This window comes from Paenibacillus sp. A14, assembly GCF_036864815.1.
GTDB lineage: Bacteria > Bacillota > Bacilli > Paenibacillales > Paenibacillaceae > Fontibacillus > Fontibacillus sanfengchensis.
On record NZ_JBAGJD010000015.1, the window covers coordinates 15,771 to 41,997 of the forward strand.

Annotated in this window: 26 protein-coding genes; 2 read left to right on the forward strand and 24 right to left on the reverse strand. The window is 56.8% G+C overall.

Features of this window, described 5'->3' with window-relative positions:
• Window positions 1-59: 59 nt before the first annotated feature.
• The 19 genes from V4U88_RS24145 to V4U88_RS24235 form a co-directional block, all read right to left on the reverse strand.
• Window positions 60-776, reverse strand: a complete 717-nt coding sequence (locus V4U88_RS24145; RefSeq protein WP_334075757.1) for a glycosyltransferase — start codon at window positions 774-776, stop codon at window positions 60-62.
• 1 nt (window position 777) lies between these two features.
• Entirely contained in the window at window positions 778-1,716 is a 939-nt protein-coding gene (locus tag V4U88_RS24150; protein WP_334075758.1) for an NAD-dependent epimerase/dehydratase family protein, read from the reverse strand.
• A complete protein-coding gene (locus tag V4U88_RS24155; RefSeq protein ID WP_334075759.1) occupies window positions 1,680-2,525 on the reverse strand; it encodes a dTDP-4-dehydrorhamnose reductase family protein in 846 nt (281 codons plus the stop codon). Before V4U88_RS24155 ends, V4U88_RS24150 begins: the two co-directional genes overlap by 37 nt.
• Window positions 2,522-3,508 carry a polysaccharide biosynthesis protein gene (locus V4U88_RS24160; protein ID WP_334075760.1) on the reverse strand — a complete coding sequence of 329 codons (987 nt, stop codon included), beginning with the start codon at window positions 3,506-3,508 and terminating at the stop codon, window positions 2,522-2,524. The genes V4U88_RS24155 and V4U88_RS24160 overlap by 4 nt, the downstream gene beginning before the upstream one ends.
• The gene (wecB, locus tag V4U88_RS24165; protein WP_334075761.1) at window positions 3,501-4,592 is read right to left on the reverse strand and encodes a non-hydrolyzing UDP-N-acetylglucosamine 2-epimerase; all 1,092 of its coding nucleotides are present in this window, start codon (window positions 4,590-4,592) and stop codon (window positions 3,501-3,503) included. The genes V4U88_RS24160 and wecB overlap by 8 nt, the downstream gene beginning before the upstream one ends.
• 47 nt (window positions 4,593-4,639) lie before the next feature.
• Entirely contained in the window at window positions 4,640-6,079 is a 1,440-nt protein-coding gene (locus V4U88_RS24170; RefSeq protein WP_334075762.1) for a glycosyltransferase family 4 protein, read from the reverse strand.
• A 66-nt stretch (window positions 6,080-6,145) separates the two neighbouring features.
• Window positions 6,146-7,267 (reverse strand): CgeB family protein, encoded by a 1,122-nt coding sequence (locus V4U88_RS24175; RefSeq protein WP_334075763.1) that lies wholly within the window; start codon window positions 7,265-7,267, stop codon window positions 6,146-6,148.
• Between the two features lie 40 nt (window positions 7,268-7,307).
• Window positions 7,308-8,390: a CgeB family protein gene (locus V4U88_RS24180; RefSeq protein WP_334075764.1), complete on the reverse strand. Its 1,083-nt coding sequence runs from the start codon at window positions 8,388-8,390 to the stop codon at window positions 7,308-7,310.
• A 190-nt stretch (window positions 8,391-8,580) separates the two neighbouring features.
• Window positions 8,581-8,973, reverse strand: coding sequence for a hypothetical protein (locus tag V4U88_RS24185; RefSeq protein ID WP_334075765.1), 393 nt, complete (start codon window positions 8,971-8,973; stop codon window positions 8,581-8,583).
• A 4-nt stretch (window positions 8,974-8,977) separates the two neighbouring features.
• A complete protein-coding gene (locus V4U88_RS24190) occupies window positions 8,978-9,283 on the reverse strand; it encodes a hypothetical protein (RefSeq protein WP_334075766.1) in 306 nt (101 codons plus the stop codon).
• Window positions 9,280-9,630, reverse strand: coding sequence for a restriction endonuclease subunit S (locus V4U88_RS24195; protein ID WP_334075767.1), 351 nt, complete (start codon window positions 9,628-9,630; stop codon window positions 9,280-9,282). The genes V4U88_RS24190 and V4U88_RS24195 overlap by 4 nt, the downstream gene beginning before the upstream one ends.
• 24 nt (window positions 9,631-9,654) lie before the next feature.
• A complete protein-coding gene (locus V4U88_RS24200) occupies window positions 9,655-9,942 on the reverse strand; it encodes a nucleoside-diphosphate sugar epimerase (RefSeq protein ID WP_334075768.1) in 288 nt (95 codons plus the stop codon).
• Between the two features lie 116 nt (window positions 9,943-10,058).
• Complete coding sequence (locus V4U88_RS24205) at window positions 10,059-11,360, reverse strand: glycosyltransferase family 2 protein (protein WP_334075769.1); 1,302 nt, start codon at window positions 11,358-11,360, stop codon at window positions 10,059-10,061.
• A gap of 21 nt (window positions 11,361-11,381) precedes the next feature.
• The gene (locus tag V4U88_RS24210) at window positions 11,382-12,572 is read right to left on the reverse strand and encodes a GT-D fold domain-containing protein (RefSeq protein WP_334075770.1); all 1,191 of its coding nucleotides are present in this window, start codon (window positions 12,570-12,572) and stop codon (window positions 11,382-11,384) included.
• A gap of 23 nt (window positions 12,573-12,595) precedes the next feature.
• Window positions 12,596-13,327 carry a sugar phosphate nucleotidyltransferase gene (locus V4U88_RS24215; RefSeq protein WP_334075771.1) on the reverse strand — a complete coding sequence of 244 codons (732 nt, stop codon included), beginning with the start codon at window positions 13,325-13,327 and terminating at the stop codon, window positions 12,596-12,598.
• A gap of 58 nt (window positions 13,328-13,385) precedes the next feature.
• A complete protein-coding gene (locus tag V4U88_RS24220; RefSeq protein ID WP_334075772.1) occupies window positions 13,386-14,132 on the reverse strand; it encodes a glycosyltransferase family 2 protein in 747 nt (248 codons plus the stop codon).
• Window positions 14,129-15,238 (reverse strand): glycosyltransferase, encoded by a 1,110-nt coding sequence (locus V4U88_RS24225; protein ID WP_334075773.1) that lies wholly within the window; start codon window positions 15,236-15,238, stop codon window positions 14,129-14,131. The genes V4U88_RS24220 and V4U88_RS24225 overlap by 4 nt, the downstream gene beginning before the upstream one ends.
• A 4-nt stretch (window positions 15,239-15,242) precedes the next feature.
• Window positions 15,243-16,061: a glycosyltransferase family 2 protein gene (locus V4U88_RS24230; protein ID WP_416367292.1), complete on the reverse strand. Its 819-nt coding sequence runs from the start codon at window positions 16,059-16,061 to the stop codon at window positions 15,243-15,245.
• Between the two features lie 178 nt (window positions 16,062-16,239).
• On the reverse strand, window positions 16,240-17,385 hold the full coding sequence (locus tag V4U88_RS24235; RefSeq protein WP_334075775.1) for a glycosyltransferase family 4 protein: 1,146 nt from the start codon (window positions 17,383-17,385) through the stop codon (window positions 16,240-16,242).
• A 156-nt stretch (window positions 17,386-17,541) separates the two neighbouring features.
• On the opposite strand from V4U88_RS24235, the gene V4U88_RS24240 reads away from it, so the two are divergent.
• Window positions 17,542-18,636 (forward strand): YheC/YheD family endospore coat-associated protein, encoded by a 1,095-nt coding sequence (locus V4U88_RS24240; protein WP_334075776.1) that lies wholly within the window; start codon window positions 17,542-17,544, stop codon window positions 18,634-18,636.
• 139 nt (window positions 18,637-18,775) lie between these two features.
• Here the strand turns inward: V4U88_RS24240 and V4U88_RS24245 are convergent, their stop codons facing one another.
• From V4U88_RS24245 to V4U88_RS24255, 3 genes are read right to left on the reverse strand one after another with little or no spacing between them, the layout of a single operon-like run.
• Window positions 18,776-19,591 (reverse strand): energy-coupling factor transporter transmembrane component T family protein, encoded by an 816-nt coding sequence (locus tag V4U88_RS24245; RefSeq protein ID WP_416367291.1) that lies wholly within the window; start codon window positions 19,589-19,591, stop codon window positions 18,776-18,778.
• Window positions 19,588-21,303, reverse strand: coding sequence for an ABC transporter ATP-binding protein (locus V4U88_RS24250; protein ID WP_334075777.1), 1,716 nt, complete (start codon window positions 21,301-21,303; stop codon window positions 19,588-19,590). The genes V4U88_RS24245 and V4U88_RS24250 overlap by 4 nt, the downstream gene beginning before the upstream one ends.
• Window position 21,304: 1 nt before the next feature.
• The gene (locus tag V4U88_RS24255) at window positions 21,305-21,937 is read right to left on the reverse strand and encodes an ECF transporter S component (RefSeq protein WP_334075778.1); all 633 of its coding nucleotides are present in this window, start codon (window positions 21,935-21,937) and stop codon (window positions 21,305-21,307) included.
• A 382-nt stretch (window positions 21,938-22,319) separates the two neighbouring features.
• Between V4U88_RS24255 and asd the strand changes: the two genes are divergently transcribed.
• Window positions 22,320-23,123, forward strand: coding sequence for an archaetidylserine decarboxylase (asd, locus tag V4U88_RS24260; protein WP_334075779.1), 804 nt, complete (start codon window positions 22,320-22,322; stop codon window positions 23,121-23,123).
• A gap of 25 nt (window positions 23,124-23,148) precedes the next feature.
• Here the strand turns inward: asd and V4U88_RS24265 are convergent, their stop codons facing one another.
• Entirely contained in the window at window positions 23,149-24,039 is an 891-nt protein-coding gene (locus V4U88_RS24265) for a DUF4097 family beta strand repeat-containing protein (RefSeq protein ID WP_334075780.1), read from the reverse strand.
• A gap of 1,391 nt (window positions 24,040-25,430) precedes the next feature.
• Entirely contained in the window at window positions 25,431-26,216 is a 786-nt protein-coding gene (locus tag V4U88_RS24270) for an AraC family transcriptional regulator (protein ID WP_334075781.1), read from the reverse strand.
• Window positions 26,217-26,227: the final 11 nt, after the last annotated feature.

A 26,227-nucleotide genomic window follows, 5' to 3' on the forward strand; every position in this document is an offset into this window, starting at 1 on the left:
CTCTAAGAATAGCAAAAGGGGCGAAAGGAGGTAGATTAACTTCTTGATTTGATAGACTGCTATATATCCGTTCGTGACAATAGCTGAATTATCGCTTCTCTAAAACGGCTTTGCGTGCTCAAGTACTCCGGCATGACCTTCTCTTGATGCCGCAGCGTCCCCATAGCATCGTGCCAGCGGTAGGCTGTCAGCGTTTCGTTCAAGAACGGAAAGCACGTGCCGCTCTTAATCGCCCTAATCCAAAAATCAAGGTCATGCGTATAAGGAAGCCCTTCGTCAAACAAGCCGATCGCCTGAAACAACTCCTTCTTCACCATCACCGTGCATCCGTTAACAGGATTCGCATTCAAAAAACTGCGGTAGAAATCGGTCATAGCCTTGAAACCCGGAGAAACATGATACTCAGTCACTTTTCCGGCTTGATCGATATAATTAAAATTCGTATGTGAAATTCGTGCGCGCTGCTCTCTCATAAATGCTACTTGACGAGCAACTTTATCCGGGTAGAACAAATCATCCGAGCTGAGCCAGGCGATATATTCGCCTGAAGCATGCCGGATGCCGTGGTTCAGCGCCGTGGCCGTGCCACCATTCGCTTTCCCCAAATAACTGATGGAAGAAAGATAGGGGGCAAGACGGTCGACATGCCGGGTGGAACCGTCATCCACCACGATGATTTCCAAAGGCTTATAAGTTTGGTTCAGCGCGCTCTGTATAGCCTGATCGATATAGGCACAATTGTAGAAAGGAATGACGATGGTAACTACGGGAAGCATCTCATTCTCCTCCTTCCTCCGTATCCCGGCAGTATTGGATTATATCTTCCAGGGAAGTCCGGAGGGAGAAGAGGGGGGCCCATCCTATCCTTTCCAGATACTCCGGCTTGATCGCCTCGGCCGTGGAATCGGCCGTCGGGCTATCCCCCCATTCCACCGCCATCCCGCTGCCTGAAAGGCTTATCATCATGTTCGTCACTTCTTCGAGCGTTCTGGGCTTTCCCGAGCAAACCTGATAGATTTCCCCGCTTGAACCATGAGCCAGCAAAAAGGCATAGGCCCTTACGGCGTCCCGGACATCCAGGAAATCCCTGCGTTCTTGCCGGGAGGAGACGCGAAAAGGGGGATTCCCCCCTCCTCTTTCCTCCTGCGCGATGCGGCCGCCCAGCAGCGAGCAGAAGCCCGTCGAACGGCCGGGGCCCATCAAATTGCCGGGTTCGGCCAGAATGACGTTCTGGCCGAACAGCTCTTTCCAGGACAGCGCGACCAGCTTCTGCAAACTTTTGCTCAGCCCGTAAGGATGGTGGGGACGATAGGAAGAAGAAATCGGCGGCCCGGATAACCGCGATCCCACCAAAAGCGTACGGCAATCGGGATGATCCCGCAGCGCGTCGAGTAAATACAAAACGGGGAGCACGTTGGATTCCATGTAAAGAATCGGGTCTTTCCATGACTCCGGCACGGAATTTTTGCCTCCCAAATGCAAAACGTAATCCGGCCCGATCCGGCTCACCGTTTCCCGAACCTGTTCGGACGATAGCAGGTCGCAGCGGTGGTAGGTGACCCCGCCCTGGTTCGCCTGCCCGGGATCCTCCCGCACCACCGCGGCCACCCTCATGCCTATGGAAGAAAAGTAGCGGCAGGCATGTTGTCCGGTAAATCCCGAGGCGCCCGTGATGAGAATCAGCTTGCCGCGCAGTACTTGCGTTCTCTCATCCATCTCTCCAACTCCTTCAGCATCTCCCGGTAAGGAGGGACTTGGTAGGTCCAATCGGTGCGGGTCGATACCAGCGTCCGATCCTGGACGGGCGTATCGCTTGGAACGACGGTGATATGCTTAAGATTCCAGGTCTCCCGGATCAACAAAAGCAGATCATGCTTGCTGACCGGGGCCGGTTGGGCCAGGTGAATCAGCCCGGAGAGGGACGAATCCATCACCGCATCGACCGCCTTCGCCAGCTCCAGTGTGGTAACCCCGTTCCACATGACACGCGTATACCCGGACACCTCGCCGCTTGAACTCATGAACCAGTTCATGAGCCCGATGCGCCGGGTCCGGATTTCCGGACCGATAATCGAGGTCCGGATCGTTAAATGGCCGGGCGCCCGGATTTCCCCGAGCGCTTTCGTTACGGCATACACGCTGCGGCCGTCCGGCTCATCCTCCTCGTTGTAGGCGCCCCGCGTTCCCTCAAAAACGCAATCGGTGCTGATATGAATCAGCCGGGCGCCCGTCAAGTCCGCCGCCCGCTGCAGGCGGTGCGGCAGAAAACCGTTGATATGGTAGGCGTTGATTTTATCCCGCTCGGCAAACTGGTTGAGCACCCCTACCGCATTAATTACGATATCCGGACGGACGGTTTCGACTACTTTTTCCACCATAAAGCTGTCGGCCGCATCCAGGTAGAGCCCTTGGGGATCCTTCGGATCCCGGCTCGTATAAAACACGTGGTGTCGTCCCTGGCGCCGGAAATAGTCTACCAGCACGTGGCCGGCCATTCCGTTCCCCCCGACAACAAGCAGCTTCATGACAGGAACCCCCCGCGCCGCAAAATGCCCCGGATATCCTCTTTGGACATGAGATTATGCTCCGAGCTGAAGCTGCTGAAAGAAACCGGAGAACAATGGCGGTAATGCTCCCGCAAGCCCGGGATGTTCAGCGTCGGCAAAATGACCAGATAGGCGTCATCGTAAACAACAGTCGTCATACTTTCGAAATCGCTCATCAGAATCTCATGAATTTTCTCCCCGGGCCGAATGCCGCTTTCCGTAATCTTCACACCCAGCACACCCGAATCCTCGATCAGTACCTCCGCCAGGTCCACAATCCGGCAAGTCGGCATCGTCATCACGAAAATCTCGCCGCCGACGCTTTCCACGGAAGCTTTAAACAAGAGCGATATCGCGTCGCGGAGCGTCAGGAAGAAGCGGGTCATTTTCATATCCGTAATCGTGACCTGCCCCTTTTGACGGATCTGACTCTTGAACAGATGGACCACGCTGCCGTTCGTACCGAGCACGTTGCCGCCGCGTACGGTGACAAAGCGGGTTTTGCTGCGGAGCAGGTTGGCGTAAACGATCAGCTTCTCCCCGATCGCTTTGGTCATTCCGTAAAAGTTGGACGGATTCGCCGCCTTATCCGTAGAGATGTAGATCACCTTATCCACTTCATTGGCAATCGCGGCTTCAATCACGTTTTGCGTCCCGATGACATTCGTTTTCAAGGCTTCGTAAGGCTGATCCTCGCACACCGGCACATGCTTCAAGGCCGCGAGATGAAACACGTAATCCACGCCCTGGGAGGCCTGGATGAGCGCCTCTTTGTCGCGAATATCCCCGATGCAGAACTTCAACCGGTCATCTTCAAATTGGCGGCTCATCGCTACTTGAGTGGACTCGTTCCGGGAAAAGACGATCACCTCCCGGGGCTGCTGCGGAAGCAGTTGCGTAATTAACTCATGTCCCCAGGAACCGGTACCCCCGGTTACCAAAATACGTTTATTCTCAAACATGCCGTTTCCCTCCAAGCAGAAATTTAACAACCTTCTCCGACACCTTTTCCGCCAGGTATCCCTCCGGACATTCCCACTTCCGATCCATCTCCGTCATGAGCGCCACCGACCGGGCGATACGCTCGGCATCCAGACCGGAAACGATGTTGCTTCCGCAGTCCACGGTCTCGGGACGTTCGGTCGTCCTGCGCAAGGTGACCGTCGGAACCTGCATGATGCAGCATTCCTCCTGCACCGTGCCGCTGTCGGTCAAAGCGCAGGAAGCCTGCTCCTCCAGCCGGACGAAGTCAAAAAAGCCGAAGGGCTCGTGAAATTCAACGAGCGGATGCATTTCCATCCGCAAATCGCTTGCGATTTTGGAGCGGGTGCGGGGATGGATGCTGCATATAAGCCTCCGCCCGTAAGTCTCGGCCACCTTATTTAAGCCGGACATGATTTCGCGTAAATGCTCCGGCCGATCCACGTTCTCCGCCCGGTGGGTCGTCACCAGGAAGTAGTCGCCGGGCCTGAGGTTCAAAAGCTCCAAAATGTCGCTGCTTGCGATTTTTTTCTCGTAATGGCGCATCACTTCGTAAATCGGATTGCCGGTCAGTACGATGTTTCGGCTCGGATAGCCCTCGGCGATCAAATGGCTTTTGCTTTGGGCTGTATATGGCATATTTATAGAGGAGATCGCATCGATAATTTTCCGGTTCTTCTCCTCCGGCACTTCCAAATCAAAGCAGCGGTTGCCCGCCTCCATATGCACGACAGGATAGCCCATCCGTTCCGCAAGGATGGCGCACAAGGCGCTGTTCGTATCGCCCAGGACCAGCACACGGTCCGGCTGCTCCTGCTGCAAAATGCGTTCCACTTGGGAGAACATCGCCGCCAGTTGCCCGCCGAGCGAAGCCTGGCGGTCCTGCAAAACATAATCGGGCGAACGGAGACCGAGCTGCTCAAAAAAAATACCGCTCAGGCTGGCCGTAAAGTTTTGGCCCGTATGAACCAGAACATGTTTGCTCGCATACCGGTCCAGCAAGGGAATAATCAGGCTTAAGCGGATGATTTCCGGACGCGTCCCCAGGATCGTCAAGACCTTCACCTTAATTCCCACCCCCTGAAGTTAAATGGTTTAGTCTGCCTTTACGGTTACCTTTTGGCCGACGCTTTGCGCCGGGAACGCCGCCGCCTCACCGCGCGGCGGCTCCGTCGCGGTTTTCGTCTTGCCCTCCGGATTGCGGAGGAACGGGCCCTTCTCCTTCGCAGCCATCCGGCGCGTCTCCCCCTCCGGCGCCGCCGATTTCGCGGCGCCGGCTCCGGTGCTGACGGTACGGGCCCGATCGGCTCAGGCAAAGGCGGAGAATCCTCCGGAGCAGTATATAAAACTTCCTCGATCGGAACGATTTGCCCGGAGAGGGTCGAAATATGTCCCAATATGCTGAGCAACCGGTTCTCATAAGCCACCGAGCCGAATATCGACTCCACTCGCCTTTGATTTTCCAAACCGACTTGCTGCAATGCATCCGGCAGTTCCAGCAGTTCCGAAATCTTGGCCGTTAACCCTTCTTTATCCCCGGTCGGTACAAGGTACCGCTCATTTCCCGTAAATTGGAGAATTTCCCGAAGCCCTCCGGAGGCATAAGCCACCACCGGTTTGCCGAAGATCATCGCTTCCATCGCCGTCATACCGAACCCTTCGCTGAGCAGGCTCGGGATGACCACGATATCCATCGCGGAATAGGCTCCTTCGATATCCTTCTCGTAATCAATGAAGATAAACTGAGCGCTCCGTCCCGAATCGGCGGCGGTCTTCCGGAGGGAGACGTAGTAGGTCCGGTCCACCTCGCCTCCGATTACGACAAAATACAACTCCGGGTGAAGCTTCGCCAGCCGCGACGCCGCTTCGACGAAATGATCCGCACCTTTCTCGGCGATCAGAAACGAAGAGATATAGCCGATCACCTTCGCATCGGCGGAGATGCCCCAAGCCTTCCGTTTGGCCAGCCGTTTGAGGGGCCATTGGTCCGGATGGAACTCCTCTCCCCAGGAGGGGTACAGCAGACTTACTTTGGATTCCGCGGGCTTACCTTGAAAAGGGCGGACCGCGGTTTCCGAAATCCCGATAATCCAGTCGCTGTATCGATCGATAATCGCCACGGCCCCATCCGTATGGGCATTCTCCCGGATGATCTCCGTAATGTGCCAGATGACCGGGATTCCCTGGGATTTTGCGGCCATCGTCGGCACAATGTTCACGCTCGTATTGACGAACACGTAAGCGGGAGCTTCCTGAACGAGCAGGCCCGCCAGTCCCGCCGTGGCCGGATGGCTCTTCAATCGCTGGGCATCCCGGTTCAGAAGGGCGTCGGGGGCGCACATGGTATAAAGCATAGGCGTCTCATAATAAAGGACCCGGATGCCGTATTCCCCGGCGAGTTTTGACAAGATACCCTCCTGCGGAACTACGATGACGCAATCGAAATGGAGCGACAGCTTCCTGGCCAGAAACAAGAGCAGTTTTTCCGCGCCCGTAATACTCCGGGTATTGCATACATGTGAAAAAAGCATCAGCTTTTTTCGTTCCGACATCTTCGATCACCTCTGAATCGTTGTGAGGATCTGCCGCCCCCTGATCAGGTCCGTCTTCGCGCAAAGTTACCCGAAGATTATGCGAAGCATCTCGTCGATCCGGTTGCCGTACGTGTGCTCCCGATACGTTCGCTCCAGGGCCCGGAGGGCGATTTCCTGTCTCTCCTTTTCATGGGTCAGGTAAAAATCCACTTTCTCAAGCAGTTCTTGCGGCGACGTGAACGTCTCGATTTCCACGCCGGGCACATAGAAGGAGGCCAGATCGTCCCGGGCATCCACCATTTGCAGCGTCGCGCAAGCCGATATTTCAAAGGTTCGGGGATTCGGAGATACCGCGGTAATGCCGGCCGCGTTCTTATTCGTATCATCTTCAAAAGGAGAGCGATGGAGATTGATCATGATTTTCGTGCTGCCATATACTCCCGACGTCTCTAACGGCCCCATCCATTTGCCAAGCTCGATCCGGTCGGAATACGCTTCGTATTCCGGAAGACGGTCCCACCAGATCCCGTTGATATTCAACCCCCGATCCATCAGCGGCCCGATGATCGGCTGAAAGAAGTTCACCCGGTTCCAATAAGCGGAGCCGATGAAGCCGACGTTCCGAGTATCGGGCACCCGCGTTACAATCGGCCGGTAATGATCGGGAAACGCTCCAAACGGCAAATAATGTACATTAGGGCATCCCATGGAGCGGTATAAGTCGATACAGTTGCGTTCCAGGGTGAACACATAATCATAATGGGGAGCCATCGAAAAAGTGATGTCGGTGTAATATGGATCGTCGGTCATCCATACGGCCGTCCGGATGCCGAGCGAACGCACCTGATCGATTTGCTCCAGCGATTGCTCCATTCCGTCCAGGACGAGCACCAGATCCGGCCGGGTTGAAGCCGCAAGCTCGGGCAGGGGAACGCCCGAATCGCAGATGATCGTCTCCGCGGTCAGCTGGCGCAGAGTGGATATTACGGCCTCATCGATCGGCGAGTAAGGAAAGCCCTTGCCGGAACCGACATATAGCACTCGGACCGGACGGAACGGAAATTGCGGTTTGACCTTCTCCACAATCGCATTGGAGCGCCCCCGCAAGTATCCTTCGAAGTATCCGTCTCTCAACCCGTTTTGTCTTCCCCGCTCCTGGGAGGTCAGAAGTTCCCCGCCCGCAGGCGAATAAACTATTGTGGTCATTTCGTCACTCCTTCTGTTATTTTTGCCAAAGCTTCCGCCCTCAGGCTAGCACCGCCCCGAGCAGCCGGTGGAGGCGGTCGGTGAACGTATGATATCTTCTCGTCGTCCAGAGAGACCGCCAAGCGATCTGAAGCCGTTCGTGCTCGTGGGTCAAATAGTACTCGATTTTGTTCCGAAGTTCGTCCGCGTCCTGAAACGTCTCGATGTCATATCCGGGCCGGTAATAGGTGGTCAGATCCTGGCGGATATCGGTGATCTGAAGCGTTCCGCATCCGCTGATCTCATAGGTTCTTGGATTGATTGAGGAACCCGGCACATTGTGGGAGTTGCGGTTGTCGTGACCGGCGTCGGTTGGCCGGTGCATATTGATCACGATCTTGGCTCCGTTATAGAACGACACCGTTTCTTCCACGGGAATCCACCCGTTGCGAATAAAAGGAGACAGCGGCTCATAATTAGGAAGACGATCCCAATGTCCTCCGGCGATCAATACTCTCTTGCCCTGCAAGTACGGCGCCAATTGGTCAAACAGCTCCACCCGGTTCCAAAACGCGTTGCCGATAAAACAGATGTCATACTGATGCTCCCGGGAAACCTGCAAGGGGCGAAAGAGTGCAGGGTCCGCGGCGAGCGGCAGATAGTGCACGTGCCCGCACCCGGCTTTCCGGTATAACGGGACGCACTCCAGTTCGTGGGTGAATACGGCGTCGTAATATTGCGACAGACGTACCGTATCTTCGGTGAAATAAGGATCGTCCACGAACCAAACCGCCGTCCGGATCCCCATTTGACGAATTTGCACAATCTGATCGGCATGGTTCTCCGGGAATACATGCAGCGCGTTCATGACAAGCACCAGATCGGGACGGTGGCTGGCGGCGGCCTGAAGCATCGTATCGGGGGAAGCCACTATGCATTCTTCCGTAATCGTTCGAAGCGCCTCGGCCACACCACCGTCGATCGCATCAAACCCTTGCTGAACATAGAGCACGCGGAGGTTCCGTTTGAGAATGGGGGAATACGGAATGCGGGCGAGAACCGCCTTGCATCCCCCGAAGCGGTAGCCTTCGGTATAACCGGCCCGGTATTCGTCTCCGGATCTCTCATCCATTACGTTGTTCAAGGCATTCATCCTATCCTTTTTTATTTCCTGGGTCCCTATAAATATATGCTCCACGGACACGTGCATCATGGACGACTACCCGGTAGCCTGAGAAATTGGCGAATGCCTGAATAGGCCAAAAATAAAGAACCCCCTATCCCGAAATGATCGGAATAGAGGGCTCCCTGACGGAACGCTGCCGATAGCCGGACTAAACGCGCTCGGTATAAGCCAGCGTATGCCCGTCTTCATATCCTTTGGCAAAGCCGGAATTGAATCCTTCCTGGTACGCTTCGTTGTAGGCCTGTTCATAAGCGGCCGGATCTTCCGGAACGGCGGTCGGCGTCGGCGGGGGCGGTTCCGGAGCGGCGGGCACGCTCTGGGGCAATGGCTGCTCCGGAACGGGCGGAAGTGCGACAGGAGCGGGGGCGGGAGCGGGAGCCGAATACTGGCGGCGTTTGCGCCGAAGCTGTCTTTTGCGTACCCGCTGCAGGCCAAGCCTCCGGCTGCGCCGCACAAGCCGTTTACGCTTGGGCACCCGTCCCTTAACCAGCTTTCTTGTTTTAAGCCGGCGTCTCCGCCGCAATTTCGTCATCGTTGTCATGTTTTCACTGATCCTCCTGTTCTCCTCGGGTAGCGGATGCTGCTGGATAGCACAAGTTCATAATCCATGGCGATGAAGGAGTTCCGTAATTTACCCGATGCACGCGGATGCCGCATACCGTCCGCGCCATCGCGTCTTGGTATTTTGCCAGAATGGAGATATTGGCGGCCAAATGCCGGGCCGTTTCCCCGGAGTGGACGGAGACATCGGCCAAGCTATCCAGAATGCGGGCCATCGCCATCTGGCTTTTCGCAATCGACTCGATTAATTTGAGTTTCACTGCTTCTTCTTCCTGAAGGTTCCAGGTCATTTGTCCGAATCCTCCAGGTCAAAGTTGCCGCTGAACAAGCCGCCAAAACCGCCTTCGTCCCCCCCGGATTCCTCTTCTTCCGGAGGAAGAACCGTCTTTAAATTGCTGCACAATCCGTTCTGCAGCTTGGTGAGCCCCTCGATCACCTCCACGAGCTGTTCATGGACATCCAGCGGGTCGGATAACTGCTTCTCATGCGTTTCGAAGCTGTGCGCGTGCACATGATTCAATATCCAGTTGCGAACCTTCTCCGCCTCCACCGCCTTCGCTTCCAAAATCATCGCGACATTCCACTGGATTTTGGAGGCGGCGTCCAGTATTTGCAAATACGCCTGTTCTCTGCTCATCCCATCATCCCCGCAATCCTCATCCTACTCTTCCTCCTGCCCCCGAATCTCCTTCAGAACGAGGCCGAGATTTTCGGCCATGGCCTCCTGAAGATCCGCAATGGCATTCAAATAGGAGATCACGCTCTTGTTTACGCGACCCGTATTTTCCAGCAAGCCCGGCGTTCCATCGAAAGCCGGTTCCCCATCAGGAATGGCATGCACAATCTGAGCCATGCGGACGGCGACTTCCCGTTCGGCATCGATGATTCGCGCCATTTGCTGGTGGGAATTTGACATATGAACGATGATCTCCGATATTTTTTGCTCCATCCTGATTCCTCCAACTAAGAGCTCGGATTTCCCCGCAGGAACCATGACCTTCCGCCGGTACGATCCTTTTTTAACATATGCCGAAAAGAACGGGGCCGTTCCTTCGCCCTTCTGGGTTACAGCACATCCGATGCCAGAACGACGGGAGGCAAAACCGGATGGCCTTCGGGTAACTCGGACAACCCGGGGCCGGTAACCGGTGAAGGCGAAGACGGCAGCGGCAGCCCCCAGACCCGGCTGGTATAGGCCGAAACTATTTCCCGGCGCGTTCCCCGGTCGTTTATATAGAGTCGCTCTTCCGCATCCTGAAATACCGCCAGTTGCTCCCTTTGCTTCCGCTGCAAGCCAAACAGTTCCTCCGGGGTTGAAATTTCGGGCCCGACGGGAATCTGCAGCAGATCAACGACGGACAACCGCACGGCCTGCTCTCGGATGCTCCCTGTCATCAATTGCGGGGCCAGAAGTCTGCGGGTACCGGCTTCAAGCCAGTAAATCCGTCCCGTAGCGCTCCGGACCCAGCAGAATGGCGGATAAAAATCGGGCATGCGCAGGAAACTTCCGCCTGACCTCAGCCCCTCTTCCCGGCTTGACAAATACGCATGGATTCGGCCCCACTTTTCCTCGAAAAAACCGCCGTTCTTGACGTTCACCTCGGCAAACTTCCGTTCGCCCAGTTCCTTCATCGTCATGCTCCCATAGTGGTGAACGAAGGTGTCCCCGGCGATTTTCAGCTTTTTCCCTTGAAGCCGCAGCCGGAGAATCCAGTCGTCGTCCTCGAAATTACCGAGTTCATAACCCTCGTCAAAATACCCGATTTGTTCAAAAGTACTCCGCGGAAAAAGCAGGCAAAATCCAACTAGCCGGTCCGCATCACGCCACTTTCCCGGATCGCTCCGGTTATGGGCGGCCGCGAAGGCGCGCATTCCCGTGATATCGCCGTACGCCGTCTCAATCTGCTGTTCGCCGCTAATGTAATTTGTAACCGGACCGACGGCGGCGGCATCCGGGGATTCCCGCAGGCATCTTAACAGTTGGACGATCCATCGCTCCGTAACCAGCACATCATTGTTCAGCAGAACCAGATAGCGCCCCTTGGCCATCATCAGGCCGATATTGACCGCGCGGGCAAATCCCAGGTTGGCCTGGTTAACGGCAAGGCGAAGCGGACCGCGCCGCCTCCGCAGTTCCTCCGCCGTACCGTCCCGTGACCCGTTATCAACGACGATAAGCTCGTAGGGGTAATCGGTAAACGCCTCGATGCTGTCCAGGCATTCCAGCAGCATTTCTTTCTTGTTGAAAGTGGGGATAATGATGCTGACCCCGTCAAAACGCTCGCCGAAGCCTTGCCTCCCTGCCGCGACCCCTTTGGCGTACCCCGCTTCATATCCTCTGTGAAAATCAGCCTGTCGATCCGGCATCCGGCCCTCCACCTCCATTCATCAATTCAACGGGACCTCCCCGCTCACGAGTTTGTCGGCCAGATGGCCGAAATCCAGCGCGGTCTTTCCACACTCGGCGGCGATGCCGACGCACACGCTCACGGCGGCGATGCCGGCGGCCACGAGGGCAAGATCGAATTCGATCCCCGCCGCCTGACTGACGACCCGGTTTGCGTCATGGACCCCGTTGACCGGGGAGATCACGCCACTGATCCGGAAGCCTTCGCCCGACAGCCGCTCGGCCAAAGCCGGCGCGGTGTTGCCGACGAGGAGCAAGCCGCGCCCGGCAATCAGTCTTCGGAGCCAGCCTTCCTCATTCAGCGCATAATTGATCGTTGATGACGTCATCATCAGCGTTCGATAATTCAGGCCGTAATGCCGGAGAACCGGAAACAGCAGACCTTGAAAAAAAGGGTGCCTCGACTCCGGCACACCGATCACATCGGCTCGGCGCAGCGCGCCGGCAAGCGCCTCCCGAGCCGCAGGATCCGGCAAATGAACCCCGGCATAGGGGAGAAACGAACCGTACCGCTTGACCAGTTCGGCCGGGAGGACGGTATCGTGAGCCAATGTGAGCAGTTCTCCGTCGCCCAAGCGGACGAGGGAAAGCGGTTTTCGCGCGAGCAAAGCCCGATCGAAGGCGTCATACACTTCGGAAGGTGATTTGAGCCGTACCAACAAGGAAGACAGCGCTCCCAGCCCCGCGTAAATTACGTCATCCAGTCCAAGCTCGGGCAGGATCATATGACGGGGAAGCTGACGTCCCACCCGCGCTTCGCCGCCGTCGAACAGTCCCTGACGGTAACCTTCATCATAGGCTTCGGCCCTGACCGACTCCAGCAGGGCAAACTTCTTGCCGTTAGCCGATGCGGAAGACCCGTCCGGCGGCAGGCCGGCGGTTATGCCGGAGGGCGGATCGGAGGGCGGTGGCGGCCCGGCGCCGCCAGCTCCTGCTCCCCCCTCGCGGTTTGCCGCTTCCGTTAAAGCGCCGCCCTCCTGCTCTTTCCTCCGGCCCCAGGCCCCGCTTCCTTGCCGCGAGCCGGCCCGGAGACTCCCGTTCCGGTTCCGTCCGGACCTGCGGCTTGCGGCGCGGCGATGTTTGCGCCACGCTGCGGTCAGGCCGGGCTTCCTTCGTCCCGGGCGGCGCCGCGAGCCGAGCCTGGGTAGCCCCCTGGGGTGTCTGGCTCGCATCCACATCCTCCTCCCTTCCTTTGTTAGGGCAGTACCCCTTTCATATGCTCGGCGGCCTCCTTCAGCGATTCGAAGGTCCCGGCATCTCCCCACCACAGCTGCAATACGTCGTATTCCAGCTTTCCGTCACGGGCATACCGATTGTTTACATCCGTAATTTCCAATTCTCCCCGCGCGGACCGGCTAATTCCCTGAATCCACCCGAATACCGCGTCGTCATACATATAAATACCGGTGACCGAATAATTCGATTTCGGGTTCTGGGGCTTTTCCTCGATATAGGAGATCAGATCCGGACGGTCCGGGTCAAAAACCGGAACCCCATACCGCTGAGGATCCTTTACCGGTTTAAGCAAAACCCTGGCGCTGCCCGGCGGCTGCCGTTTAAATTTATCCACGTAGGACGTCAAGTCGTCCAGAAACAGGTTGTCGCCCAGGAGAACCACGAATTTTTCGCCCGAAGCGATGAATCCTTTCGCCAGTTCCAGCGCCTCCGCGATGCCCCCCGCCGATTCCTGTACCCGGTAAGTCAAGTTCACTCCAAAATGTTCCCCGCTCCCGAAATATTGGGTGTACAATCCACCCGACTGCTTTCCGATCACCATGAGAATATCGGTGATTCCGGCTTGACGCAGCCGTTCTATCCCGTAACTAACCATGGGATGATTCCCGACAGGAAGCAGATGCTTGTTGATCAGCCGGGTTAGCGGGTATAGACGTGTACCGGTGCCTCCCGCCAAAATCACACCTTTCATGAGTTTCCCTCCCAGTGAAGTTCCTTGATATGGGGGCGGGTTTCCCCAGGATTTCGGACTACATGAGCTCCCACGGATCCACTCCCCATTTATCGATAAACAGCTTTCGGTTTCTCCTGATCAGGTTGTTCCAGCTCTCCGGATTCTCGTTTTTAAAGCTGGCGCTCCCCGCATGGTAGACCAAGGTATCCCCGCATACGAGCAGCTTGTAACCATACTGTCTTGCCCTGTAGCTGTAATCATCATCTTCATAATGCCCCGGTGAAAAGCGTTCGTCCAAATAGCCGACTCTTTCGAGCACCTCCCGCTTCATTAAAAGACACATGCCGATAAGACGGCGGACCTCCTGCCATTTCGTAGAATCCGACCGGTTCAACCGCTCCGCGAGCGCTGTAAAATCCGCTTCTCCGGACCACGGCAGATCGATTTGCTGCTGGCCGCTGGCGAAATTGGTGACCGGGCCGACAAGTCCCACCTTCCCGGAGCTCCAGAGCGCCGCCAACATGTTGGAGAGCCAGCGCGGCTGCACCTGCACATCGTTATTGAGCAGGAGCAGTTGATCCCCTGAGGCGATCGACATTCCCCGGTTGCAGGCCTCGGGAAATCCCTTGTTCCCGGGAAGTGCAAACAGCGCCAATTTCTCCTGCACCGCGTAAGCCACCGTTTCATCGGAGGAGCCGTTGTCCACGATGATGATTTCATAAGGAACTTCCGTGTGGCGCCTGATCGACTCCACGCAGGAACGAAGCAGATGGAGCCCGTTATAGGAAGGAATGATAATGCTGGTCAGACCGAACTCACTCATCTAAAATTCCTCGCTTTCGCCAGCTCGCTTCGCGACAGCCGCGTTGTATCGAGCCGGATTCCCTTCCATTGCATCACCGTCCCCAACGCCTCGATATGGTCGCCCACGATCAGCTTCGCCACAGCGTTCCCGGCGCCCGTATTCCCGGCGCGTATCCGGTTTTTGCGCAGGACGTTGACCGCGGCGGGAGCCGTTACCTCAAAGCCGCCGGCTATCGCCAGAGCCTGGGCTTTCGGGGGAACGGCCAAGGCCGAGGTTCCGATGGCGTCGAGCAGCTTTCGGGAAAGGGCATGAGGCACCGCCGTCAGCGAATTGGCCTTCAAATCCGGGCGACCCAGCGACAGATTGAGAAACGTTTTGCTTCGGGTTACCTCATCATGTTGGGAAAAGGGCGGGAGAAAGGGTGAAATATCGTTCAACGCCATATCCGCCCCACGGTCGACAGCCAGCAGAAACGATGCCAGTTCCTCGGCCTGGACGGGAAGATCACCGTCGACGAACAGGATCGTTTCCCCTCGAACCGCCTTGGCTCCGACCGCCCGGCCGACGTCATGGCCGAGACGCATCGGAAAGTTGAGCCTCAGCACCCCAGGATGGCGGGAAACGGCTTCGAAGCTCCTGTCGGTGCAGCCATTGAGCACCACAACAATCTCCTGAAGCGGCAGCTTTTCCAGTTCGGAGAGCACGAGAGACAATGTCTTCTCCTCATTGCTTGCGGTGACGACCGCCGAAGCGGGGTTTTTCAGCGGAAGCGGGACCTCCTTCCAAAGAATGCCCGAGCCTTGGGAATACCCCTGACGAAAAGCAAGAGCACAGTCCGTGGTTTCCCGGGCCCATCCGCTCCCCTCCCGCGGCTCGGCCGCTGTGGAAAACCAATCGTTAAAGGCCTCCTGGAGCGATCGTCCGCAGCTTTCCGGAGCGGCGCTGCGGGAGCCTGCCATAAAACCTGCTTTTCTCGCGGCTGCTTCCATCCGTCCCCGCCGTCCGGTTTCATCGGGCGCCGCGCGTTTTTTTTGCAGCGGAGTTCGGCCGGGTCCTTTCCGATTCCGTCCCGTGCCATGGGCACGGTATGCCGGCGGGGTCCGGCGAAATCCCTTGCGGTTCATGTGATCACCTAACCTTATCGCGCAATCGTCCAAGATCGTCATAACCGCCCCTTGGGCCCTTTTCCCGAATCAGCCCGTGGATGGCCTGCAAGTGATCCCCCAAAACCAGCGAGGTCAGCAGATCGCGTCGGCCCTTCCGGCGGCGGCGGGGGTTTAATTTGCCCACCTGAACCGTATGCATCGCCCGGACCTCCAACCCGCGGGTCACCGCCAGCGCCAGCGCCAGAGGCGGCACATCCAGTGCGGATAAACCGATCGTCTCCAGCGCTTTCCGGCTTAGCGCGTGGGGGACCGCGGTCAACGAGGCGCCCCGGAGGTCCGGGCGGGCAAGCCAGGCGTTCAGCACATGCTTGGCGATGACCACCGGGTGGGGTTCCCGCCGGTCCGTCGGCCCGGAATACCCGTTAAGTGCCACGTCTACACCGCCTTCAAGCACGGCGTCCACGAAGGGGCGCAGCTGCCCGGCGGGAATGACCATATCGGCGTCAATGAAAAGGAGCGCACGGCCTTTGGCCGCCTCCGCCCCCACCCGACGCCCCACGTCATGGCCGAGCGGGTCCGGACTCCAAATGACCTTGGCGCCGAGCCTCTGCGCCACACCCGGCGTTCCGTCGGTCGACCCGTTCGCCACCACAATCGTCTCGCTTCTCGGATGAACCCGTCCCGCTTCACGCAGGACAGCCGGAAGCGTGGCCTTCTCGTTCAAGGCCGGAATAATGATAGAAACCAGGGGCTCGGGATGATTGACGAGCGGCTTCCGCTTTTTTGGACGAATCGTTTTTTTCCGGATCGTTCGGATGCGGGATGTTCGCTTACGAATCAAACCTGTCACCTCCCAGTCCTGTTTATACTGAGCATATACCTCAGTGTATGTCGCTTCCGAGGGGTTGCAACGGCAAACGTACAGCCGCACGGCTACCTTTCTGCACAAGAAAGACGCGGGGGACATCCCCGCGCCTTAAACCTCCAGACTCCTGTAGAAGGCAGGAATCCCGTTATATTCAGCTCTCGCGAATCAGTTGGACCCAACGCTCCGCGGTATGATCCCAGCGAAAATGCTCCCTGGCAAGCTCCCTGCCGAAGCAGCCCATTCTTCTTCGTAAATCCCGGTCTTCGAGCAGGTGCGCTACGCGTTCGCTCAATTGCTCTCTCCAGGCTGCCGGCGAATAAAGCAATCCGGATTTCCCGTCGGCCACGACTTCGGGAATGCCCCCGACCCGGGCCGCCACCACCGGAACGGCCGAAGCCATGGCTTCAACATTGACCAGACCGAACGCCTCGTCCTCCCCCGAGGGGACGACGAGAACATCGGCCAGATTGTACCAGTCGGCCACTTTCGGATACGGGACGAACGGCAGAAAACGGACCGAACCGCCATAGGTCGCAGCCATCGCCTTTAGCCTCTTCGTATATCCCGTCTCCCGGTCATCCCCGTAAAATGCACTGCCGATAATAAGCAAAATAGCTTCAGGCACCGCCTTCACGATCTCCTCCCAGGCCATGAGCAGGTGATGTCCCCCTTTGGAAGGAATGAGCCTGCCGACGAACAAAACGATTTTGGCGCCTTCCCAGCCGAAATCCTTCAACCTGGCCTCCCGCAGCGCTTCTCCCGCCGGGGTCCAGCGGGGAACGAAATCATCGAGACTGACTCCCAGCGGGTTGACATTAATTTCCCTGGCGAGGGAAGGGAACCTCAGGCGGACCTCCCGCTTCAGATAATCGCTGTTCACGATCAGGCCGTCCAGCGCTTCCAAATAACGTAAAGCCCGGTCGGACCGAAGGCGGGGCGGCGAAATGAAAGTCGTCGAATGGAGTGTGAGAAGAACCCGGGTGTGCGGAAGTTTTGCCTTTAACCGGTAAGCCAGCGCGGGGCGGTTGTGGACTTCCACCGTATCCGGCCGCCATATTCTCAAGTGGTGTAATATGGAAGGGATATACCGTGATCCTCCCGGCAGCCGCCAGCATGGGACACCGGCTACCTCTCCTCTCGTCGGAAGCCCCGAGCCGGCCACTCCGTAGATCCGCACATCAAGCAGCCCGGCCGCCAGAGGCGCCACCTTTTCCACCACCCGCTCCACCGAGCTGCTGCGCCCGGAAGGAATGACGAAGGACCCCGGGGTAACGATCGCCACCTTTCGATTTGCCATTTTCATCCCCCTTTTGAGATCCTTTATCCATAAACCCGCGCCCCCGCCACGGACCGCACATATGAAAACAGGCTGCCGCCGGAGTACAGTCGTCCACGCTTTCCGGCCCATACCACATATAGTAAAAAAAGAAGCCGTATCGAGGAGGAGACACCTATGGGACAGAACCATGTCGGTATTCTGCTTAATTCCAGCATGTACAGGGGGATCCCCCGGCGAAAGACCGGTCAGGAGTCGCTTAGCAACTATGAAGAAGCCGCACGGAGATACGGACTAATCCCCTGTTTTCTTCGTCTCGGGGATATGGACTTAAGACAAAACAAATGCATCGCCTATGTCTGGAACGGCCGGGACTATGCCAAAACCGTCATGCCCATCCCGTCCGTCATTCATAACCGGGCGCTGTACAGCGAACAGATCGCCTTTCGCAAATTGGCGGCGTTAAGCGCTCGGGGAAAAATCGTATTCAACACGAATAATCGTTACGGGAAAGACGTTATTCACCGGATTTTATGGAACGATCCCGATCTGCGCCCCTACCTGCCCGAAACGGTAACCGCGTCGGCCGGTTCGCTGCAGACGATGATGAGAGGGTATTCCGACCTTATTTTGAAACCGGTCCGCGGATCGGTCGGCCGGGGAATCATGAGGCTGCGGGACGCCGGCGGCGTGTGGGAGGTTCTGTATTCCTCCTCAAAAAAGGCAGCCTTTCCGCAGCCGTCCACCCGCCTGAAGCGGGAGGATGCCGCAGCCTGGTTCAGACGCCAGAGGCTCCCGGTTCCTTACCTGATCCAGGAGCGCATCCCGCTGGCGGAGGTGGAACGCCGTCCCGTCGATCTTCGCGTAACCGTGCAGCGCGGGCTTCGGGGCACCTGGACGGTCACCGGCCTCTTCGCCAAAGCCGCGCCGCCGGGCAGCTTCGTCTCCAACATCGCCAGAGGCGGCGGCGCTTATCCCGCGACGGAACTGCTGCCCTCGGTACTCCCGGCGCATCTCGTGCCCGCCATCATCAACCATGTGGAGGCGCTGGCCTTGGCGGTGGCTCGACGCCTATCCTCCAGTCTGCCGCTGCTAGGAGACCTTGGGATGGATATCGGGATTACCTCCAAAGGCCATCCTTACTTTATAGAATGCAATGGTCGAGACCAGCGTTACGGTTTCCGCAAAGCCGGGATGGAAAAAACCTGGAAGGAGACTTACATTCAGCCCGTGGCATTTGCCGGCTACTTGCTGGAGCAGCGGGGCTTATGACCCCCGTTTTCCCCGCGGTGACCGGGAGCCCGGACAGCAAAATGGCTGCCTCCTGTAATGGGGCAGCCGTTTTATATTTCGGGATGAAGCAAATGACGAAGAAGTTGGACCATGTCCCGCCAGCTTGGGATAATCCCGATTACTGCGGATAGAAGCTTCTGATATCCGCAATATGGAAAACCGGCAGCATGCCGCCGAGCAGCAGCGCCAGGCCTAAAGCGCCGAGCAAAAGCGCGGCGATCAACAGATCGAACCGCGTGAAGACCGAGGGATAATAGTAGGTTCTTCCTCCTTGGCCGTCGAACGCTTTGGCTTCCATCGCCACGGCCACCCGGTGGGCCCGGCGGATGCTTTGGGAGAGCAGCGGCACCGCGTACAGCTGGATCGCCGCCATCCATCCGCGGGGGCCCCGCAGCCGCTGTGCTCCCCGGATTCGCAGCGCATTTTTGCGGATAAGGAGCTCCTCCCAAACCATGGGAAGAAGACGGATGGACGCCATGAAGCTGTATGCGAATTTGGATGGAAGCTTTGCATTTTGCATCAAAGCGTAGAATAAGCGCACCGAGGATGTGGTCAAAACAAAGAGCAATCCCTCCGCAGCCAAAGTGACCGACTTGAGCCCGATATGGATCCCCCGGTAAAAGCTTTCTTCCGTGACCCGGATAAGTCCCCATTCCCACCACAGCGTCTCCCCCTTGCCGAACAACATCATGGTGGAGGAAGACGAGACAAACACCAGCAAGAACGACAGGACCACCAAAAGGATTTTCCAGAACACATATCCGCTTTGCCAAAACAACAGCAAAATGAACACGACGGCCTGGTACAGCATAAAATCGGGGCGATGCGTAAACAGGGCGACAAAGAACAGCAAAATCGATCCTCCCAGCTTCAGAACCGGATTGGCGCGATGCATCCAGGTCCGGTACGAAGGGGTAAACAGGCCTTTCATCATACGCTCACCCTTTCGCCCTTCGGGATGTCCGTTCCCAGAGCGGAAGCCGGATCGGCGTCGTCCAGCCACATCCCCATCCGCATCCCGCTCCGCTCCGTCAATCCGCAGTCGGTCAGCACCCCGTCTCTCACTTCCCACTTCCGGGTGGCGACCGTCTCCGCGATTTTTTCTTCGTGCGTGACCATGAGGATAGCCGTCCCCTCACGCCGAAGCTCTTCGCATAGATCCAAAATCGCAAAGGTATTCACCGCATCCTGCCCAAAAGTAGGTTCATCGAGCAGCAGCACCGGTCTTTGCAGCACGGCGGCGCCCGCCACGCTCAGCCTCCGCTTCTGCCCGAGCGACAGCTGATACGGATGGCGCATCTCCAAACCGGCGAGTCCGAATCGGATCAGCGCCTCATCGACCCGGCGCGATACTTCTTCCGCACCAGTCTTCTCTTCCTGCAAGGAAAAGGCGATTTCCTTGGCTACCTGGTTCTCGACAAACTGAAACTCCGGATTTTGGAACACAAAACCGATCTCCCGGGCGGCGGCTTGAACAAACTTTTTGCGGAGCTTGCTCCAGCTCATGTCTCTGCCGGACAGCCGATAGCTCCCTTCCGAGGGGAGCAGTCCCATCAGGCTAAGCAACAAGGAGCTTTTCCCCGCCCCGTTCGGCCCCGTCACCGCGATAAAATCCCCAGGGTATACGCTAGCCTGCCCGGCATGGATGACCGGCCGACCTTGGCGAAATCCGCGAAAGTCCGACAGGACGATGACGGGTTGCTCCACGGCTTCCCTCCGCGTCAACGGAGCGGCTTGCCCCGGCTTTTCCGCGACTTGCCCCGGCCCCCGGACGACTATCGCTTGCTCATGCGGGTTCGCCACCCGCTCACACTCCTTCGGGATGCAGCGCCCATGTGCTTCCGGGAAAGCGGAAATATAGCCGTTCCATACCCCCGGATGCCAGATCCCGTACGCCAGCAGCTCCTGGCGGTAATGGCGGAACAGCTCTTCCGGGGTTCCCTGTCCCAACAGACGGCCCTCCGGACCAAACAAGGCGACCCGGTCGACGAGCTCCAGCTCCAGCAGTTCTTCAATCCGATGCTCAACGATGATCAGCGTCCGCGCTTCGGCCACCTCCCGCACCGCCTGCCAGATCTGCCTCCGTCCATCCGGATCGAGCAGGGCGGACGGCTCGTCGAGAAACAGCACCTCCGGCTCCATCAGCAGAATGGACGCCAGGGCCAGCCGCTGCTTCATCCCTTGGGACAGCGTGTCGATCGGCACATGCAGCTCTTTCAGCCGGAGTCCCACCTTCCTCAGGACATCCAGCATCCGCGGCACCATTTCTTCACGCGGCACACGCCGGTTTTCCAACACAAACGCCAGCTCCTCATCGACATAAGGCATGCAAAACTGGGTGTCCGGGTCCTGGAACAGCATGCCCCAGGAAGAGGGAAGCACCCGTTCCGAATACCGCAAAGGGACATCGACAAGCTCGGGGATCATGCCGGAAAGCACCTGCAGGAGGGTGGATTTCCCGCTGCCGCTTGGTCCGAGCAGCAGCAGCTTCTCGCCGCGCCGCACCCGAAACGTTAGATCTTTGAAGACAAACGCTTCTTCGCCGGGGAACTTTAACCGGAGGTCCCTTACCTCTACTGCCGTCGGCTCGGAAACCGGCGTTTCCGCTTCATCCGCCGGCAGGAGATCCACCTTCAGGCCGGCCATCTCAATCGTCCAATGCCGCCACGTCTTTGGCGGTAACGGGACGGAGCAGCGACGTAACCCCGGTGGCCTCGACCGCCTTGGCCAGCGCATAAGCCAGATACCCGGCAAACAACATGGAGCTTATGGCGCGCATGCCATATTTGGCGAACAGCATCCAGGTTTCATAGTCTGCCACATAACCGTAGTAGATATCGGGAATGAGCGAACCTATGGCCGATCCGACCCCGGCTATGGCCGCCACCGTCCCCGAATAGTTGCGGTAGCGGAACAAAGCGAAGACCAGTTCGGCTCCAAGTCCTTGCAAAACGCTGTAGAGAACGAGTTGGATTCCCCACTCGCTGCCGAACAAAATCTCCACATGGGCGGCCGCCACCTCCGCCAGCAAAGCGACCCCGGGTTTGCGAATCAGCAGAAACACAAGCGTCGCCGCAATAAACCACATGCCGTAAACAAGCTCATCCGCTTGAAAAAATACCGGAGGCACCAGGCTGTAAACGGAACTCCAAAAATGATAGACGACCCCGATCACCAAAGAAACGAGCACGGTGACCAGAATATCGCTCAGCTTCAAACCTTTTTTTGCTGCCGTACCCCCCGGGGTCGATTGAATGCTTTCTTTTCCATTTTGATTCATGCTCTACCTCTCTCCTTTTTCGTAAACATATCGTTCGGGATAAAACAAAAAAGCCGCCTGAATAAGCTCAGGCGGCTGCTAAGTCACAGGGAAATACATCCTAAAGCATGCATTTCGGACGACAGATTCTCTACGCTGGCATTATCCAGTTCAGATTAACGGTCCGCAGCGGAATATGCTGCCATCTCAGCCTGATTCACTCAAGCCCCCGTATCCCTTATGCGATTGCCAATAATATACTCCAGATGTTTCCGCTTAGGCAAGGAAAATTTTAAGCAACCGCTTCCATGGTTGATTTCGAGCCTATTCTGTGTCAATATAAGCGGAAGTGGAAACGGGGTCCCGGCGACCCCGTTGAACCTGATTTTTAGGAGGAAACAACTTGGCTGCACACTGGATGAAATGGATGACTGAACTAACCTCCCGGAAGTGGATCTCCGGGCTAATGGGCAGGTTCTCGCATTCCGGGGCGAGCCGCCACATGATCCCGTGGTTCGCCAAATCCTATCGGATTCCGCTGCATGAAGCGGAAAAGGAACTGAAAGAATACCGGACGTTAAACGAATTTTTTACGCGCAAGCTCAAGAGCGGGATGCGCCCGATCCACCCGGAACCCGGGGGACTGATCAGCCCGGTCGATGCACTCATCACGTTTATGGGCGAGATTCAATCCGGCACGATCTTTAATGTAAAAGGGCAGGATTACACCCTGGACGATTTGTTGAATCATTCTCCCCGAACAGAAGCCTACGCGCACGGATATGCCTTCGTGCTCTATTTAAGCCCGACCGACTACCACCGGATTCACGCGCCGGTAGCAGGTACCCGGCTGGAAAGCGAGCACATCAAAGGAAGAGTCTACCCGGTTAACGACTTCGGGATGAAGCATATGAAAGGCGTGCTCAGCCGGAATGAAAGACTGATTACTTATCTGTCCCATGAACGCGGCGAGATCGCCTTGGTCAAGGTCGGGGCGATGAACGTCAGCAGTATCCGCTACAGCGACGAAACCGCCTCGGCCTGGAATCAGGGCGATGATCTGGCCTATTTTGAATTCGGCTCCACCGTCGTCCTGTTGATGGAAACCGGCACTTTCGAACCGCTGCCCGGCAGGGCCGTCGGCCAAAAGGTCCGGATGGGCGAACCGCTGGGACGGTTTTTCGCGCCCTCGACCAACCAACCCTAATGGGGCTGTAAAAGGGGAAGAGCCATTACTGTACCGTAATGGCTCCCACGGAAGCGTTCAGCGACAACAGCGGTCCGCCGCTGCCCCGCCGGCTCCGGCCATCCGAAACCCCGCTGATTCCGCCCAATTCGGCCTTGGCCTCGACCTCGCAGTTCAAGGAATCGGCCAGCTTCGCTTCGATGCTGCCGATTTCCGCCTCGACCTGCAAATCCGCCGTTTTGTCCATCCGTGCAATTCCGAGCTCAATGCTTCCCGTGGAAGCGTTGATAGCGGAAGCTCCCGTAATTCCCGCTTCCGCCAATTGCACGGAGCCTACTTCACTCTTGATGCGGTAACTTCCTTCAAGCCCGGTCATGGTCACATCGCCAACCTGGCTTGTAATATCGTAGGAGACGATGTTCTCCGGAAGCTCAAGCGTATAATCGATGCTGAAATCCGAGAACCCGTATTTCTTTTCGGCCCATTTCCACAGATTCATACCGGGGTCTTCCTTGGCTTGTACGGCGATATACAGGTCTTGGCCTTCGGAAGTCACCGTAATCTCCGCCTGGTCGAACACCTTAGTCAACACATCCTGGTTAGCCGGCTTGTTCGCCGACCAGATTTGTGCCTCGATTTTGAGGTCGCTGCCTTCCGCGGCCCGGATCGCGATATCTCCCACCTCATTCTCCATCCGGATTCCGGTCGCCCCGACCGGTTGTGCGGTTGAGGACAAGGACAGAGAAGCACCGTCCTCTTTCAGTTTTCCCACATGGGCGTCCACCGTATTGCTGACGGCTTGCTCCAAGCTTCCCGCCGTCTGGCTTACGATTTGCTTCACATGCTCCTCCACTTTCGCGGATTCCGTACATCCGGCCAACAAAAGCAGTACGGCTGCTGCTCCCGCCAAAGCCGCGGGCTTGTATTTCGTTTTCATTTTTGTCCTCCTAACCAGGATAAGGTCGGGTCCGATGCGTCCACGATTTTCCGGCCCCGCCGTTATGTATTTCCTCTCACAAAACCGATACCCCTATCATAATTGTTCTCTAGCCCGCCGGACACAGCCTGCGGACCGGAATCCACCTGGACTTAAGTCGGAACCCGTGCCTAACTTGCTAGACTAGAAAAAATCATGCAGACGTCTACCTCAACACTGGCATTGCATTAAGCAACTTGAACGCCTTGCAGATAAGGGCATGATGCGGCGCGATTTTGTCAAATTCGGCTGAGCGGCGTGAAATAGAGGCTTTTCAGGTCTTTTCAGGTCTTTTCAGGGCCTAATTTCTGGGGAAAAGCGAACCAAACCTGATTTTGGGGTCCACACCGGGGCAATAACGGCCATTCTGACCGCTAAGATTCCCCCGCAGCCGAATCGGGTCAAAATAACGCCCCAAAACGCACTGAAGTTGCATCAAACCTGACAGGGCGCTGCTTATTTTGAAACTTGTCGCCTCGGTGTGGCGAGTTGGTTCCGGCGTGCCCCATTTCCCTAACCGCCGTCGCATGAGCAGCCTTGCAAGAAAGACGAAAATTGACGCTAACGGTTGCCACAGCCGTTATTTGTCCTGAAAACGCCGATCTCCCATTCTAACGGTCGCCACGGCGCTTATTTTCGCATAAACAGGCTGTTAAGGCGAGAATCCAAGAGAATAACGGCGCTCACGACCGTTAGAATTTCGAAAGGGCTACTTTTCGTTAAATAGCGGCTGCCACAGCCGTTAGACTCCTCTCAGGCGTTAGTACCAGCCGGAAAGCCTGACCTTTTACAGGAATTCATACTCGATTACATCAATGCAGGTAAGTCTTGGAAGGCAAAAGGAAATTCCCCGAAAAAAAGAAAGGCTACGCCACGCGTAAGATAGGGCTCCCATTTTTAACCACACTCTTCTTTCATGTTAGAGTTAGTGCATCGCTAGTGCCCAAAACGCCGCTATTTCGGCGGGAGGCTGAGGAAATTGCGATTGCGGGACGCCGCAGTAACCAACCGGCCCCCTGCTCATAACTCACCGTTCGTTATACAAATAAAGACGGCCGGCAGGTCCCCCCGCACGGCCGTTTCTTTCGGTTTATTACTTATATGAAGACCGGGAAATACGTCCCCGACTTAATATTAAACTGTATTAAAACCAGGTTTCTTCTTCCCGTTCGGGACGTCTCCAATGCCGGAAACGATATCTGAATATGCTGCTGCCCGGCACCGAAATTCCCCGGTTGCGCATCCGCCGTCTTTTCCCCATAATGTAACACCTCCTCCCAGACTCCGGCTATAAAATGGATTTACCCGCCAAGAATTGGGGTGAAACAGCCCGGGAGAAATTTTTTTGCGAATCAGCGAATTTCGGAGGGACTTTTGCCGGTGTACTGCTTGAATTGGCGGCTGAAGAAGAAGATATCCCGGTACCCGAGCGCATCCGCCACCTCGGTTACATTCATGCCCGCATGCAGCAGGAGATGCTGCGCCCGGTCGATCCGCGTCTTGATGATATAAGACTGGACGGATTGCCCGATGATTTCCTTGAATTTTATGGAAAAATACCGCGGGGACAAGCCGGCCCGGGCCGCCAGGTCTTCCACTTTATGCGGTAATCCGGGATGCTGGAGGCAATAATTGGCTACCTCTTGAATCACTTCATTCAACTGGTTGCTGACCTTCTTCTCTTTCGGCGTTTCCCGTTCGGCACGCAACAGGTAAATGAGCAGCTGCTTCAGAATCAGCCGGGCCTCTTCCTCGGCGCCATACGCTTTGACCAGAAACAAACGCACGTACCGGGAAAGCATATATTCAAAATCAAGCGTCTCCTCCAGCTTGCGATAAGGGCCGGGAATTTCATGAACCGGTTCGTCGATATCAAAATGGATGTACGTTAACACCAGCGGACGCTGAGGATTATGCGTGGCGCTGGTATGGTCCCCTTTCCGGAACAAAAAGCAGCTGCCCGGGCCGACCGGAATCGGTTGATCGTTCAACACCACCGTGCCTTCTCCGCTCCATACATAAAACAAATCGTAGTTTTGCAGCGGCTTTTCCCGCTTATGCCATTTCCAGCCGGGCTCGCACACGATTTTGGCAAAGGCCGGCTTCAGAATAAATGAAGACGGGGATATGTGAAGCATCTCCTCACCTC

What these genes read in the sequence shown, in the direction of transcription:
- V4U88_RS24160 (WP_334075760.1), bottom strand. Translation starts at nt 3,508, where the DNA reads ATGTTTGAGAATAAACGTATTTTGGTAACCGGGGGTACCGGTTCCTGG.
- V4U88_RS24245 (WP_416367291.1), bottom strand. Translation starts at nt 19,591, where the DNA reads ATGATGAAAGGCCTGTTTACCCCTTCGTACCGGACCTGGATGCATCGC.
- V4U88_RS24205 (WP_334075769.1), bottom strand. Translation starts at nt 11,360, where the DNA reads ATGCCGGATCGACAGGCTGATTTTCACAGAGGATATGAAGCGGGGTAC.
- V4U88_RS24150 (WP_334075758.1), bottom strand. Translation starts at nt 1,716, where the DNA reads ATGGATGAGAGAACGCAAGTACTGCGCGGCAAGCTGATTCTCATCACG.
- V4U88_RS24225 (WP_334075773.1), bottom strand. Translation starts at nt 15,238, where the DNA reads ATGAACCGCAAGGGATTTCGCCGGACCCCGCCGGCATACCGTGCCCAT.
- V4U88_RS24215 (WP_334075771.1), bottom strand. Translation starts at nt 13,327, where the DNA reads ATGAAAGGTGTGATTTTGGCGGGAGGCACCGGTACACGTCTATACCCG.
- V4U88_RS24200 (WP_334075768.1), bottom strand. Translation starts at nt 9,942, where the DNA reads ATGGAGCAAAAAATATCGGAGATCATCGTTCATATGTCAAATTCCCAC.
- V4U88_RS24190 (WP_334075766.1), bottom strand. Translation starts at nt 9,283, where the DNA reads ATGACCTGGAACCTTCAGGAAGAAGAAGCAGTGAAACTCAAATTAATC.
- V4U88_RS24175 (WP_334075763.1), bottom strand. Translation starts at nt 7,267, where the DNA reads ATGACCACAATAGTTTATTCGCCTGCGGGCGGGGAACTTCTGACCTCC.
- V4U88_RS24250 (WP_334075777.1), bottom strand. Translation starts at nt 21,303, where the DNA reads ATGGCCGGCCTGAAGGTGGATCTCCTGCCGGCGGATGAAGCGGAAACG.
- V4U88_RS24210 (WP_334075770.1), bottom strand. Translation starts at nt 12,572, where the DNA reads ATGCGAGCCAGACACCCCAGGGGGCTACCCAGGCTCGGCTCGCGGCGC.
- V4U88_RS24220 (WP_334075772.1), bottom strand. Translation starts at nt 14,132, where the DNA reads ATGAGTGAGTTCGGTCTGACCAGCATTATCATTCCTTCCTATAACGGG.
- V4U88_RS24155 (WP_334075759.1), bottom strand. Translation starts at nt 2,525, where the DNA reads ATGAAGCTGCTTGTTGTCGGGGGGAACGGAATGGCCGGCCACGTGCTG.
- V4U88_RS24235 (WP_334075775.1), bottom strand. Translation starts at nt 17,385, where the DNA reads ATGGCAAATCGAAAGGTGGCGATCGTTACCCCGGGGTCCTTCGTCATT.
- V4U88_RS24255 (WP_334075778.1), bottom strand. Translation starts at nt 21,937, where the DNA reads ATGAATCAAAATGGAAAAGAAAGCATTCAATCGACCCCGGGGGGTACG.
- V4U88_RS24145 (WP_334075757.1), bottom strand. Translation starts at nt 776, where the DNA reads ATGCTTCCCGTAGTTACCATCGTCATTCCTTTCTACAATTGTGCCTAT.
- V4U88_RS24185 (WP_334075765.1), bottom strand. Translation starts at nt 8,973, where the DNA reads ATGACAACGATGACGAAATTGCGGCGGAGACGCCGGCTTAAAACAAGA.
- V4U88_RS24265 (WP_334075780.1), bottom strand. Translation starts at nt 24,039, where the DNA reads ATGAAAACGAAATACAAGCCCGCGGCTTTGGCGGGAGCAGCAGCCGTA.
- V4U88_RS24240 (WP_334075776.1), top strand. Translation starts at nt 17,542, where the DNA reads ATGGGACAGAACCATGTCGGTATTCTGCTTAATTCCAGCATGTACAGG.
- V4U88_RS24170 (WP_334075762.1), bottom strand. Translation starts at nt 6,079, where the DNA reads ATGTCGGAACGAAAAAAGCTGATGCTTTTTTCACATGTATGCAATACC.
- V4U88_RS24195 (WP_334075767.1), bottom strand. Translation starts at nt 9,630, where the DNA reads ATGAGCAGAGAACAGGCGTATTTGCAAATACTGGACGCCGCCTCCAAA.
- V4U88_RS24270 (WP_334075781.1), bottom strand. Translation starts at nt 26,216, where the DNA reads ATGCTTCACATATCCCCGTCTTCATTTATTCTGAAGCCGGCCTTTGCC.